The organism is Staphylococcus cornubiensis, assembly GCF_900183575.1.
Classification (GTDB): Bacteria; Bacillota; Bacilli; order Staphylococcales; family Staphylococcaceae; genus Staphylococcus; species Staphylococcus cornubiensis.
The window spans coordinates 20,567-35,565 of sequence record NZ_FXUZ01000013.1; the positions used below are offsets into that span (position 1 = coordinate 20,567).

Genomic DNA, 14,999 nt, shown 5'->3' on the forward strand with positions numbered 1-14,999 from the left:
CCTCCTTTTTGCGAATTGGTAACGGTTCCATCCCTTGCAAGATTAATTTTCAAAATTAGGATGAACGTCAAGTTGGCGACTTTGAATATGATGCGGATGTTCCATTTGAAGTTGTAATTGTTCAAATGCAATACGTCCTGCCACTTCATATTGATATGGAATTGTGAAAATTTTTGGATGAACAATTTGTGTCATAGGATCTCCCCCAAAGCCAGCAATCCACGGCGTTTCAGTAAGATGGTCGTGCATCAGTGCTTGATATAAAGCCATCGCAATCGTATCTGTCGCACCTACATACCCCACTGACGGTTGATGTGTCAGTTGACCTTCAATCGATTGGAGTGCCGTTTCATAATCAAATGAAGCCATCAATGTTTCATAAGTGATGTGATGTGCTGTTAACACCTCGATTAAACCTTGAAACCTTTGCTCCCCGACAGCGACATCATCTTCTTGTATACTTGCATAAATCACATGTTGCTTCCCTTGCGACACGATTTCTTGTCCCATGAGCTGACCCGCTTGATAATCATTATGATAAACTGAGCTTAACGTTTCATGCGATTGACCAATAATAATGACCGGTTTATCCATTTCTTGGATCACAGCCATATGTTCAGCAGTTACAGCAGTCGCCATAAATAAAATACCATCGACCTTACTTCTTTTAAATGATTTCAATGCATCAAGCTCCTGCGCTAAGTGACGTTCAGTCAAATTCAATAACATTTGGTAGCCGAATTCATCACATTTCGCTTTAATCCCTTTAACAGTTTGGGACACTGCATGCGAATACATACGCGGGAAAATAATACCAATCATCATACTCTTTTGTGCTCTTAAACTTTGTGCAAACTGATTCGGCTCATAACCGTATGTATCAATCACATGTTGAATTTTTCGTCTTGTTTTTAAACTAATAGAACCTTGATTTAAATACCTTGAAACTGTACTTTTAGAAACGCCAGCCAAATTTGCAATATCCTGTATATTCAATTGTTCATCACCTCACAGTCTCAATAGCTATTCTATCATAAAATCCCCCGCTATTTCCGCATAAAATATGATATGTGATGAAAATAAAATATCCGATTTTAAAAGGTTGATACTCGTGTCTAACCATGAGAAAATTGTCTCTGTTCTCTATGCTATTGAATATTTTTAATGCATTGCGTGCGCGATAAATTTTTAGGTTGTATACAAAACCATATTGAGAAGTGGGTATATCATGATATAAGATGGTACATCAAAAGAATAGTCATGCATCGAAGTTATCGAAATCTGTGACAAGTTTGTTTCAATTTTTTAAATTTCTAAAAAATTGTTTTCGTTTTCAAGAAAAGAAAGTTTATGTATTTATATAGAAATGTTATATTTTAATGCGTAGACTTGTTAATAAAAAATAGATTTTCTAATAGAGATAGAGGAGTGTAATAAATGAACATGGTCGCACTATTAATTGGTTTAGGCCCACTGCTTGGTTGGGGGCTTTTTCCTACAATTGCATCAAAATTTGGAGGTAAACCGGTCAATCAAATCATCGGCGCTACCGTGGGGACACTGATTTTTGCGAGTGCCTTCTTCCTATTTACTGGACGTAGTTTTCCGACAGGGCTAGACCTCTTTTTAGCATTACTTTCAGGAGCAGGTTGGTGTTTTGGTCAAATTATGACGTTCAAAGCATTTGAATATGTTGGTTCTTCCCGTGCAATGCCTGTCACAACTGCTTTCCAATTGTTAGGTGCATCTCTTTGGGGTGTATTCGCATTAGGTAACTGGCCCGGCCTTACAAACAAACTTATCGGTTTTGCAGCACTACTCGTCATTTTAGTTGGTGCATGGATGACCGTTTGGAGTGAAGATGGTCAAGAAACAAAAAGTAGTAATTTGAGAAAAGCAGTTATCATCCTATTAATTGGTGAAATTGGATATTGGCTCTATTCTGCAGCACCGCAAGCGACAGACATCGGAGGTAAAGCTGCATTTTTACCACAAGCAATCGGTATGGTGCTCGCTGCAGTGATTTACGGTTTAATGACAATGAAAAAAGATAATCCATTTACCAAAAAGGTCACTTGGTTACAAATCATTTCAGGTTTCTTTTTTGCGTTTGCAGCATTGACGTATCTCATCTCTGCACAACCCGATATGAATGGCTTAGCAACAGGTTTCATTTTATCGCAAACTTCAGTTGTTTTAGCAACATTAACAGGTATTTATTTCTTAAATCAACGCAAAACTTCAAAAGAAATGTTCATTACTGTCATTGGTTTAATCTTAATTCTAGCAGCCGCAACGGTAACAGTGTTTATCAAATAATCATCGACAGTACGTATCACATTTTAATGAAAGCGTAAAGATGTCCTTCCAAATCATTCGTTTTGAATGGGTGTTGGAAGGACTTTTTTATTTTCAATATGTATTACACTAAAAAAACTTGTCATTTAATTCAAAGTTACTCTCTAATATTCCAATTTGATTATAGTTCACTTACAATCTCCAACCTTCTGACTGTGACTTGATTTTAATAAAATTCTGATATGTTCCTGCTTGGTTTACAAGTGTTTGGTGATTGCCTTTTTGAATCACTTCACCTTCATTTAATACGATGATTTCATTGGCGTTTTTAATTGTTCCTATTTTATGTGCAATCGTGATAACTGTTTTTCCTTTACTTAACTCATCAATAGCACTTTGTATGAGATGTTCATTTTCTGAATCAATGCTTGCAGTAGCTTCATCTAGAATGATTATTGGCGCATCTTTTAATATTGCTCTTGCTATAGAAATACGCTGTTTTTCTCCACCTGATAAATTATTGCCTTTTTCATTTACTATTGTTTGATAACCGTCTGGTAATGACATGATAAAATCGTGACAACATGCTTGTTTCGCAGCACGTATCACCTCTTCTTTACTTGCTCCTGGCTTGCCATATAAAATATTATTTTCGATTGTATCATTGAATAAGTACACTTTTTGAAACACTGCACTAATATGTGACATCAATGTACTTAATGTCATATCTCTAATATCAACCCCACCGATACGAATAGCGCCTTCATCTAAATCGTAAAATCTTAACAATAAATGACAAAGGGTTGACTTACCGCTTCCTGATGGACCAATAATTGCCGTAGATGTACCCGCTCCTACTTTAAAACTTACATCATTAATGACGCGATGATTACCGTATGCGAAACTAACATGATCAAATTCAATATCATGGTGTTTAATTGAGAGTTCTCTACCTGATTCATCAAGTATAGGGGCTTTTTTAATTGTTTCAATATCATTTAAAGTCAAATCAATTATTTCTAATACATGTGCAGCATTGTTCACATTTTCTACACTTTCAAATATCACAAAAGAAAAGATAGAAATCATAATGAGTGTTGATAAATCGATAGCTTGATTAGAAAATAATAAACATGCGACCAATACAATGACAATAGAAATTACTTTCAAACTTAGCAAATGCAATAAGTTAAAAGGTATATATTGTAATTCAATTTTAGAATTGATACGTTTACTTTCTTCAACTGCTCTGTTAAAACTTTGAAGGCTTGTATTTTCTTTGGAGAATGATTTAATCACTTGAATACCACGAACAACTTCAAGTACTTTTTCAACAAGTTCATTTTGTACATGATGATGTTGTGGCGCATTTTGATGACTCTTTTTTTCTAATAAATGAATACTGAGTAAAGATAACATCACACCAATGAGTGCTAACAATGCTACCTCCCAAGAGACTATCAATAATGACAAAATGAGTACTGTAATTAATATGTAACCATTAACAACAATATCTATCATTTTCATGGCATAATTTTCTAAAAATGTTAAATCCGTTGTAACTATCGTTGTTAATTCATTAGTTTGATGGTCTTCAAAGTATCCTAATCTTACACTTTTCAATTTATCCCCAATGTTCAATCGCTCTCGTGTACTCATTTCATAAGCAATACTTTCTTGCAGTGTATTCTTTAAATAAGCAGTGACAAACCTTGCTAATACTAACAAAATCATGAGACCTAATACGATCATAATTTCGTACATTTCAATTTGTTTATGAGATAACACCCGGTTGAATACTTGGGCAGCTAAGAAAATAGGCAACGCAATAAAAATAGAATTAATCAATGACATCACGAATCCTAAAATCATTCTCGATCTATATGGCGCCGTCCATTTAATAATCTTTAATGTAATTCGGAACATTTTTATCCTCCTTTAAACGTGAAGTGAGCCATAATTATGAAGAGACTCCCCAATCTTTAGCACCGATGTGCATCTCCCACATTTGTTTATAGTGGCCATTTTTATCCAATAATTGTGTATGATCACCACTTTCAAGAATTTGCTTGTGACCTAATACTATGATTTGATCTGCTTGTTTAATTGTTGACAATCGGTGAGCAATAACAATTAGTGTCTTGTTTTGAGTTAAAGCATTTAATGCGGATTGAATTTTTTCTTCATTATCAGGATCGACATAAGCTGTCGCCTCATCTAACACAATGATCGGGGCATTTTTCAAGATCATTCTCGCTATTGTGACACGTTGTTTTTCACCACCTGATAATTTGTCACCGACTGTCCCTACATTCGTTTCATAACCATCCGGCAATTTCATAATAAAGTCGTGACATTGGGCTAACTTCGCTGCTGCTTCAACCGCTTCATCTGTTGCCTCTGGATCTCCCAGTTTAATATTTTCTTTAAATGTAAGATTCAATAAAAAGTTATCTTGTCCCACAAAACCAACTAATTCGTTCAGTTTTTTAGGTTCAATCTCTTTAATATTTACATCACCAATTTTTATCTCGCCAGATGTCACATCCCAAAATCTTAACAATAATTTCGCAATTGTAGACTTACCACTGCCAGACGCACCAACAATTGCTGTAAAAGTCTTTTCAGGAATATCAAATGACAAATGATTAAATATTAAATTATTTGAGTCATTCGAATAAGAGAATCCCACATCATTAAAAGTGATTTTATTATTCTTAGGTTCTAAAAACTTTTGGGAAATTTCAAGTTCTTCTAAATTAAGTACTTGACGCACTTCTGTAATAGCATATTGGATGGATTTTAATTGATTAACATAGTTGGTAAAGTTCTTGATCGGTACGACAACACCTAAAGATAACACTAAGCAAATAAAAAATTCGGCATAACTCAACTGATTTATTGAGATCAAATACATACCCATTGGTAAAACTCCTAGAAAAGTTGACGGAAGTATACTTGCACCTAAGTTCATATATCCCCAAGTACTTTTAAACCAATTTAAAGTATGTGTTTTATAAGCGTTTACAGCATCTTTATATTTTTTGTAAGAATTTTGAGATTGATTAAAGGTTTTAATAACTTCTATACCTTCAATATATTCAACAATTGAGCTATTCATGTAATTATTTGAAGCCATCTGTTTTTCGTATGTATCATTAAAGCCAGACATTAATTTTTTGAAAGCAAAAAAGGAGAGAGGCACCGTAATCAGCATCGCACAGGCCATACGCCAATCGATAATAACAATGTAAACAAATATTGAAATCGAGAGTAACAAATTCCCTATAACCTCTGGAATGATGTGCGCTAATGGTAATTCTATCGTTTCAACTTTGTCTACAAGTATATTTTTAAGTTCTCCTATTTTTTTTGATTCAACAACACCCAAAGGCAAACGCATCAGCTTTTGCGCCAACTGTTTTCTAATATTGGATAAAATATCGTAAGCTGTCACATGCGATAACACCGTTGAACAACCGAAACATATGACCTGTATAAGATATCCGCCTATCGCAATACTTATATAAAAAACAACTTGACTCACATCTGAATCGCCATCGATCATTAATAGCATAATTCTGTAAACTGCCCAGTAAGGTATTAATCCAGAAAACACGCTCATAATAGACAATAAAATAGATAAAATCATTTTCAATTTGGCATCTTGTCCAAATATTAATAATGATTTTATCCAATGTTCTTCAATCTTCATACTTACCTGCCTCCTCTTATTGTTGTATTTAAATATCGAAGTAATGATTTAATTGAGCGATGCCCTGACGATTTAAAGCGAATTGATTTATCATTCGACCATTTTCAAAATGTAAAACATATGTACAAACTTCTAAGATCAATGATTTATCATGTGTAATGATAAAGATTTGCTTTCCTTTTTTATGAATATTACTTATCATTTTCGCTATTTTTCTCATATGATATAAGTCTAACCCAGAAGTAGGTTCATCAAAAATGACCATTTCTTTATTACTCAGTATTGCAGCAGCAACGGCCATTCTCTGTTTTTCTCCACCAGAAAGTGACAACGGATGTTCATGTCTTTTATCCAATAAATCCATACTTTTGAGCATTTCTTCAACTTGTTTATTTGTTACTTTTATATTTAATAGTCGTAATTCTTGCTCTAAGCTTTCCGTAAACAATTGTGTATTAACATCTTGGAAGACCATATAGTTCTGTTTTAATAAATGCTTTTGTTTGAACCGTTTATTGTCGTATTCAACAATCCCTTTAAACCCCTTCATCAAGCCACACAAACATTTTGCAAAGGTTGATTTCCCACTTCCGTTATCTCCAATAATTGCGACAACCTCACCTTTTGGGATTGTGATTTCTTTTATATCCAATTGCTTCCTTTTATTAAATCTTTCATACATATAAGTGAAATCATGTAGCACCATGATACGAGAATCAGATTGCCACTCATGTCGTAATCTTCCTTTTTGTCCATATCTAATGCCCATATTTTCAAATGCATCAGATCCAAGTAATTTAAACGTGTCTATTTGGTAGTAAGCATTCAATGTGCCACCTTCCATATAGAAGATATAATCAATATAATCCATAATATAATCAAAGCGATGTTCAAACAGCACAACAGTTTTACCTTGGTCTTTTAAATAACAAATCATTTCTTTCAATTTCTTAATACTATACATATCCAAATTTGATGATGGTTCATCTAATACAACAATGTCAGGATTAGTAATAAGAACGGCCGCACACGCAATAATTTGCTTTTCGCCACCCGATAACTCAAATATATTTCGATCTAGTAAGTGCTCAATATCAAATCTTTTCATAACATTTTTTATTTTTTCGATGATGATTGCTTGATCAATACCTTGATTTTCCAAATTAAACGCAAGTTCACTTGTCGTATCGACATTATAAAATTGTGTCTTCGGATTTTGAAATACACTACCAACTATTTGCGACAATTGATACATATCTATTTCTGAAATATTTTGATTATCTAAGTAGACATTTCCATGGATTTCACCTTGTTGTACTTTAGGAATTAAGCCATTTATTAATTTAGCAATGGTAGATTTTCCACTCCCCGACTTACCACAAAATAATACTAATTCACCTTGCTTAATGTGGAATGAGATGTTTTTAATAACTGAATTTTCTGAAGTTGCATAGTTGAAAGTTACATTATCAAATTTAATCAAGACAAAATTTCTCCTTAAAATATATAACCCATAATATAGTCATAAGAATTATGAATAATATATCTATTACTTTAATTTTCACAACACAAATATTTGTTCGTTTAAATGGTGAATCAATTCCTCTCGTCATTGCAGTAAACGAAAGGTCGTTCCCTATTTGTACAACCGAAGCAATGAGAGGAATCATTCTATATTCAATCGCTTTAAAAAAATGGTTTGAAAAAGTAATTCCTCGCATTTTCATTGCATGATTAATATTTCGATATTCTTCAACAATCGTTGGAAAAAATCTGAAAATCACAGAAATCGGAATAATAATATTTCTAGGTAATTTCATTTTTTCCATTGCTGCAATAAATTCACTTACTTTTGTAGAGGATAATGTGTAATAGCCGACTATAAATCCTGGTAGCATATTCATAAATATTCCTAAAAAAGCTAAAAGGATAAATTTAACCATGCCTTCAGAATACGGAACGACCCAATGTTGTATCCATATCAACATCAAGAAAGTTATAGCAGATTTTATAAAAAGGCCTATCTTATGAATTGATAATAATAATGCGAGTGAAAATAATGTTAAACACACTCTTAGTATGCTTTGTGAACTACCACTAGATATTAAGATTGTACTTATCGTGATGGTTAAAGCTATCTTAGTTCTGGGATCTAATTTTGCAACAATATTCCTACGATCCTTTAATGAACTAATTACTGCCTTCATACAATTCCCGCCTTTTTAAAATGCTTGCTAAATATTCTTTTGCCTAACCATGCACCAACAAGTCCACCAATCACTGTTAAAATAAACATCACAGGTAGCGTCCATAAAGGTGTAATAGATTCCAAGACTTTCACATAATCTTCTCCATATGACTTTACAAGTTCCTTAAAGTATTGATCTCTCGCAATAAACATTCTTAAAACAAAGCCCATCATCCAAAGTGAAAAAATAGCATAGCCCCAGGCAATTGCTTTCCAATTTTTATACTCTCCAGATTTCATAATCAAATCTCCAATTAAACCAAAGACAAATCCAAATGGAATCATTATTAATCCACTGCCCATTACTGTAAAAGCAATACCTAAAATGCTTCCTGTTAATGTGACCATGCCAAATTTTTCTACCTTCATAACATATAAAATAAATGGAACACCACATACAATTGGGCATATAAACCCTAAAAACGGTATTAAAAATGGTATGTAACCAATCATAAAAGTAACAAAGAATAATACTAAATATATCGCTGTAAAAACACCTGTTGTAATTAAATCTTTAACTGATAATTTGTTCATAGACATAACCTCTTATCCATAAAATTTTCATATTAATAATTTGGCAACATATGCTGCATTGTCTTTGTCTTCAACACAATTATAATGATTGCCAGTTATAGGTATCTCAGTGAAATTGCCAATACAGCAATTTTCCCAAAAATCATTATTATCTACTACCGGTAACAAATCAAATTCACTGTTATCTTGTGCTTTAAATAAGTCACATCCCCAATATAAGTAGTAGGTGTCATATGTGCCCCTTCCCAACTTGCCATTTGTATTTGATATGAAGAAATTAAAACCCTTTACTTAACTTGTTTTCACCTTCTTTTTTCAAATTGATGACTACAGATAAATTAGAAATATTTCATTAAGTGGGTATTTTCTGATTTTTTTCTATAAAATTTCAAATCTCTCTTATTCATGTCAGTAGTCACAATAAAAATGAATTTATTTTTAATAAAACTATTTAATGCATTTACAAAATTAATTATTGTTATAAGTAGAATGCTAACTTAAACATTTGCGCTTTATTTTATTGGCATTAAATTCAGAATATTATAGTATTATACTACTCTAAATGATAATCATTATCAATACGTTTTGTCGTAAAATTTCCACTTTGAAAACTTGATACATATAAGCACAACTCACCAATCAATAGCTGAAAAAAGATAACTATCTGCTATATTCGCAATGTTTATTGACAATATGAAAGTTATATTAACATTAAAACAATTCATTATAGAGCGAGAAAATGCTAATAAAAGAAGACAAAACATAAAAGGAAATGAAGATCTTAATTTATCTCTAACTCAGTTTCATATTATAGAATTAATAGCAAATAATGATAAAGTTAATAATAAATTTCTTGCATATAAATTAAATGCCTCTAATCCAGCAATAACAAAGTCTATTAAAAAGCTTTTACCCAAAGATTTGGTTATCGAATTACATAATGCACAAAACAAAAGAGAGATTTATTATAAATTAACTGAAAAGGAAAAGAGCTTTCTTCTATTCATGACAAACTACACAATCAAGCAGTTGAAAAATATGAAGCGGTTTTAAAAGTCTTTAATGAAAAAGAATTAGAAGTCATTATTGAATTTTTGTCACGTAGTATTAGAGCGTTAAATGAGGAAGAAGTTGATTATATTGGTTCAAACAAAACATGACTTTAAACAAGCAATGACTGACACCTATCACTCATAAACTTTTCGTTAGCTCACTTGTTAGGTCCTCTAGAAATTCAAAAAGGCTAGGAAATCTCCCTAGCCTTTTATAATCACTCATTAACTTGTAAAATCCAATGATGAAGTGTCACGCTTTGATTCATCACAAATCACGTCAATATTCATGTATTATCTATGTTATTCTTCAGTCGTCCCATAATTTTTCATAAAAAAGAGTAGCGATTGGAGTTCAATCCCTAAGTCAATTTGATGTACTTGTACGGATTGCGGTGCATGGACACGTTTAGGCGTAAAGTTCAAAATACCTTTGACGCCTGCTTCTACTAACTGATCGGTCACGGTTTGTGCTGCTGATTCTGGTGTCGCAATAATGACGACTTCTAATTCACCTGAAGCAATCGTTTCTTTAATGTCGTCCATCGATTTAATTGTAATATCGCCCACTGTTGTGCCAATAATGTCTTCACTAATGTCAAAAGCTTCTGTGATTGTCATGTCATCGTGGATTGAAAAGTTATACGAAATTAAAGCGGTACCTAAATGACCTACTCCGACAATACCAATTTTGATAACGTCTGAATCACTAAGTTCAGATTTAAAAAATTCTAACAAACTATCAATGTTATAGCCGTAGCCTTTTTTACCTAATTCACCAAAATAAGAAAAATCTCTACGTATCGTTGCTGAATCTATATTTAAACCTTCACTAATGGCTTTTGAATTAACACGATCTTCGCCTTTCGCTTTTAAAGTATTCACAAATCTATAATACAAAGGGAGACGTTTGAGTGTCGCTCTAGGAATTTTGTTCATTGATTTTCCCATTTTGAAGTCCTCCGATATGATTTCTAATGTATGTGATAGCGTTCACAGTCTGTGTTTTTAATTATAACTTAATTTATTTGATATGGAAACATTTAGTGTTTGATACATATGGTGTTTATTGTACAATAAATAAGAACGAAAGGAGTATGCCCTATGATTTTAATGCAGTTAAGTCAAATCACTAAGTCGTTTGATGGTGAAGAAATTTTTGAAGGCGTTAATTTTGAAGTTAAAACGGGTGAACGGATTGGTATCGTAGGCCGTAACGGTGCTGGTAAATCCACATTGATGAAAATTATCGCAGGTGTAGAATCATACGACTCGGGCCATATTTCAAAAATCAAAGGTCTTAAACTTGGTTATTTAACCCAACAAATGACTTTAAATACAGAAAATACGGTTTTTGAAGAAATGGCAAAACCTTTTGAAAAAGTAAAAGAAATCGGGATGCGCATGCAAGAAGAAACAGACTGGCTTGCTGCTCATGCAGAAGACTACGATACGACTGATTATCACACACATATCGCAAAGTATGAACAATTATCAAATCAATTTGAACAACTTGGTGGTTACCACTACGACAGTAAAATCAAAACTGTATTGAACGGACTTGATTTTAGTGAAGCAGATTACGACCGTCCAATTAATGATTTTAGCGGCGGCCAAAAAACGCGCCTTTCACTTGCACAAATGTTATTAAGTGAACCCGACTTACTTTTGCTCGATGAACCGACAAACCATTTAGACATGGCGACAACGGAATGGCTAGAAGATTATTTGAAATATTTCAAAGGTGCCATCGTCATCATTTCACACGACCGCTTCTTCTTAGATAAAATCGTGACACAAATTTATGACGTATCTCTCGGCGAAGTCAAACATTATGTCGGAAATTATGCAAAATTTATTCGTTTACGTGATCAATACTTTCAAAAGCGACTCGCTGAATACGAGCGCCAACAAAGTGAAATTAAGCGTCTTGAAACGTTTGTCGAAAAGAATATTACACGTGCGTCAACGAGTGGTATGGCGAAAAGTCGTCGTAAAACTTTAGAAAAAATGGCGCGTATTGAAAAGCCGATGCTCGATGCGAGAAGTGCGAACATACAATTCGATTTCGATCGCAACACTGGAAATGACGTCATGCATATCCAAGATTTAGAAATTGGGTACAGTACACCGATTACAGCACCGATTCGTTTTGAAATTAACAAAGGGGATCATATTGGCATCATTGGTCCTAATGGGATAGGAAAATCGACACTCATTAAAACTTTAGCGAAACGACTCCCTCCCCTTTCTGGTCAGATTATTGAAGGGGCAAACTTAAAAATCGGATACTACGACCAAAAACAAGCAGAATTTCGTTCTAGCAAATCAATTTTAGATTACGTATGGGATCAATACCCGCATATGCCTGAAAAAGATGTACGTGCAGTATTAGGTCGCTTTTTATTCACACAAGATGAAGTATTAAAATTGATCAATGATTTATCGGGTGGCGAAAAAGCAAGATTACAACTCGCTTTATTAATGTTGGAGCGTAATAATGTGCTTATTTTGGACGAACCGACGAACCACCTCGACATTGATTCAAAGGAAATGTTAGAACAAGCTTTAAAAAACTTTGAAGGTACTTTAATTTTCGTGTCGCACGATCGTTATTTTATCAATGAACTCGCAAATCGTATTTTTGATTTAAATGAAGCGGGCGGACATTTGTATTTAGGTGACTATCAATATTACTTAGAAAAGTTAGAGCAACAAACCGCACTCGCTGCCTACGAAGAACAGCGTGATAACACGAATACCAATAGTGAAGCAACTCCTTCTCAAAATTCGTATCAAGACCAAAAAGCGTTGCGTCGTGAAAAACGTAAAATCGAACGTCAAATTGAAGCGGAAGAACAAAAAATAACAGAATTAGAAGCACGTATTGAAGCGATTGATGTAGAAATGACAGATGACGCAATCATGGACGATTATGAAAAAACGCAAGCACTGGCTGATGAGCGAACATCTATCGAACAATCTTTAGAACAAGTTATGACAAATTGGGAAGAATTACAACTCACATTAAGTGAATTTGAAGATGAGATGAACTGAGCGTGGTAGAATTTTCTACTGCGTTCATTTTTTTATGCCCTCAATGTAGACATTTCATCCACATAAAGAATCCGATAACTACAACTATCCACAAAGTTATCCTAGTTATCCACAAGGTCGAGCGATATCTTTCCTTGCTTTATGCACACATATGCTCAGTTTATCCACAAAAATCCGTCGAAGTTACGCACAGGTTGTTCACAAATTGTGCATAAGTACGCACGTTCTCTCTTGACAGACAAATGACTTCATGTTCATTGCCCTTATTTACGGTCATTAATGCGCTTTCACCTTTGATTGCTTCTTTTACCCTATTGTGCAAAAATAGTAATGGGTTTGATAAAAATGAAAGGATTTATACATATGACTGCAAACACATTTTTCATTTTACTTATTTTCGTCGCCCTTGTAGGCATGACATTAATAATGGAAACATTGCGTCGTATCCGCAATCATCGTATGTTGGAATATCACATGACACATTTCACACGGTACGATACAACTGAAAGTCCCCATGCTGTTTATGATGCTTATTTCAGAAGGGAAAACGAAACGCGTAAGCTATCGTCAAATGATGCGATAATAGATGATAAAACGTGGTCAGATTTATCAATGGATCTCGTTTTTGAGCAACTTAATTTTACCTATAGTGCCATGGGTGAAAATCAATTATACAGTGCGTTACGTTTACAACATCCTCTTGTGCATTATGAATTTTTAGATCAGCTTGAAGCGCATCCAAATCAGCATAAAACAATTGTGAAAAGACTTATAGACATTGGAAAAAGTATTTATCCGACTTATGATCATTCTATTTTTGAAAATCAATATAGCTGGTTTCACATATTATTGACTGCTTTACCATTCATTGGTGTCATCGCGTGCTTCTTTGATTTAGGAAAAGGACTTTTATGGATTTGTTTTTCATTACTCATCAATATCGTCATAAGTTTTCGCTTTAATTACTACGTGGAGAAAGATTTGAAACAACTTTTCATTATGGGACGTGCTGTTCGAGAAACAGAAATACTTTCAAAGTTATCAATCACGCCCGATTTCAATCATTCTTTAAAACCATTAAGCTTTATTTCACGGTTTCGCTTTTTACTCATTAATGTTGAAACGATACCGGGTTACTTTGTGATGCTTTTTAAATATATGTTTTTAATCGATATCCATTTATATACGACACTTGTTCGCCGTTTCAAAGGCCATTATGATACGGTTTTAGCATGTTTTCGTTATATTGGTGAGTTAGATAGTTTGTTAGCCATTTATCAATATCGTCATCACTACGACACAACTGAACCAGTGATAGCAGACAGTGTGCAGTTTGAAGGTTTGACGCATCCACTTATAGATGACGCAGTGCCAAATGATTTCAATTTTAATCAAAACATCTTATTAACGGGGTCGAATGCTTCTGGTAAGTCTACTTTTATGAAAGCTGTCGCGTTGAATTTAATTTTAGCTCAAGCGATTCGTACAGTCACAGCCGACAAGTTTCAATTTGTTCCTGGCATAGTGAAGACGACGATGGCAAATGCAGACGATGTAACGAGTGGCGACAGTTATTTTATGGCTGAGTTAAAGTCACTCAAACGGCTGTTTCAACAAGATTCAGAGGGTCCTCTTTATTATTTTATCGATGAGATTTTTAAAGGAACGAATACGACTGAACGTGTTGCAGCTTCACATGCAGTACTTGAGTATTTAAACCAATCTCCACAATTACGCGTGATTGCAGCAACACATGACATTGAATTAACGGATGTATTGGCTTCTCAATATGCCAACTATCACTTTAATGAACGCGTGACAGATGGTGAGATTGTATTTGACTATCAAATTAAAGAAGGTCCTGCCAATACTAGAAATGCATTAGAATTGATTCGAATTATGAAATTTCCAAACCGTATTTATACAGACGCTCAAAAATATGTGAAGCAACTTGAATCTTAAATGTATGCCTTATATTATGAATAGAACGCAAAAATGGGATGGGAGATAATCATTTTTGATGCTGAGAATGCACTATTTTGTTTAACTTGCCCTCCCTATGATTTGTGGCTTCTGATTGCCCTTATGGCTTCGC

Annotated in this window: 10 protein-coding genes and 1 pseudogene; 4 read left to right on the plus strand and 7 right to left on the minus strand. The window is 33.8% G+C overall.

Annotated features, from left to right (window positions below; all coding sequences use genetic code 11):
* Window positions 1-42 precede the first annotated feature (42 nt).
* Window positions 43-996: a LacI family DNA-binding transcriptional regulator gene (locus CCE82_RS10310; RefSeq protein ID WP_086429301.1), complete on the minus strand. Its 954-nt coding sequence runs from the start codon at window positions 994-996 to the stop codon at window positions 43-45.
* A gap of 441 nt (window positions 997-1,437) precedes the next feature.
* Between CCE82_RS10310 and rbsU the strand changes: the two genes are divergently transcribed.
* A complete protein-coding gene (gene rbsU, locus CCE82_RS10315; RefSeq protein WP_086429302.1) occupies window positions 1,438-2,319 on the plus strand; it encodes a ribose/proton symporter RbsU in 882 nt (293 codons plus the stop codon).
* Between the two features lie 171 nt (window positions 2,320-2,490).
* On the opposite strand, the gene CCE82_RS10320 is transcribed toward rbsU, so the two are convergent.
* Genes CCE82_RS10320 through CCE82_RS10340 form a run of 5 tightly spaced genes read right to left on the minus strand, consistent with a single transcriptional unit; the run spans window position 2,491 to window position 8,795 of the window.
* Complete coding sequence (locus CCE82_RS10320; protein ID WP_086429303.1) at window positions 2,491-4,224, minus strand: ABC transporter ATP-binding protein; 1,734 nt, start codon at window positions 4,222-4,224, stop codon at window positions 2,491-2,493.
* Between the two features lie 34 nt (window positions 4,225-4,258).
* Window positions 4,259-6,013: an ABC transporter ATP-binding protein gene (locus CCE82_RS10325; RefSeq protein WP_086429304.1), complete on the minus strand. Its 1,755-nt coding sequence runs from the start codon at window positions 6,011-6,013 to the stop codon at window positions 4,259-4,261.
* 28 nt (window positions 6,014-6,041) lie between these two features.
* Window positions 6,042-7,496, minus strand: a complete 1,455-nt coding sequence (locus CCE82_RS10330; protein ID WP_086429305.1) for an ABC transporter ATP-binding protein — start codon at window positions 7,494-7,496, stop codon at window positions 6,042-6,044.
* Window positions 7,489-8,220, minus strand: coding sequence for an energy-coupling factor transporter transmembrane component T (locus CCE82_RS10335; protein WP_086429306.1), 732 nt, complete (start codon window positions 8,218-8,220; stop codon window positions 7,489-7,491). Before CCE82_RS10335 ends, CCE82_RS10330 begins: the two co-directional genes overlap by 8 nt.
* Window positions 8,217-8,795: an MptD family putative ECF transporter S component gene (locus CCE82_RS10340; protein WP_086429307.1), complete on the minus strand. Its 579-nt coding sequence runs from the start codon at window positions 8,793-8,795 to the stop codon at window positions 8,217-8,219. The genes CCE82_RS10335 and CCE82_RS10340 overlap by 4 nt, the downstream gene beginning before the upstream one ends.
* Window positions 8,796-9,488: 693 nt before the next feature.
* On the opposite strand from CCE82_RS10340, the pseudogene CCE82_RS10345 reads away from it, so the two are divergent.
* Window positions 9,489-9,955, plus strand: a pseudogene (locus tag CCE82_RS10345) (MarR family transcriptional regulator).
* A gap of 195 nt (window positions 9,956-10,150) precedes the next feature.
* Here the strand turns inward: CCE82_RS10345 and CCE82_RS10350 are convergent.
* Window positions 10,151-10,798 (minus strand): redox-sensing transcriptional repressor Rex, encoded by a 648-nt coding sequence (locus CCE82_RS10350; protein ID WP_086429308.1) that lies wholly within the window; start codon window positions 10,796-10,798, stop codon window positions 10,151-10,153.
* A gap of 153 nt (window positions 10,799-10,951) precedes the next feature.
* Between CCE82_RS10350 and CCE82_RS10355 the strand changes: the two genes are divergently transcribed.
* Window positions 10,952-12,904 carry an ABC-F family ATP-binding cassette domain-containing protein gene (locus CCE82_RS10355; RefSeq protein ID WP_086429309.1) on the plus strand — a complete coding sequence of 651 codons (1,953 nt, stop codon included), beginning with the start codon at window positions 10,952-10,954 and terminating at the stop codon, window positions 12,902-12,904.
* A gap of 363 nt (window positions 12,905-13,267) precedes the next feature.
* Window positions 13,268-14,866 carry a MutS-related protein gene (locus tag CCE82_RS10360; protein ID WP_086429310.1) on the plus strand — a complete coding sequence of 533 codons (1,599 nt, stop codon included), beginning with the start codon at window positions 13,268-13,270 and terminating at the stop codon, window positions 14,864-14,866.
* Window positions 14,867-14,999: the final 133 nt, after the last annotated feature.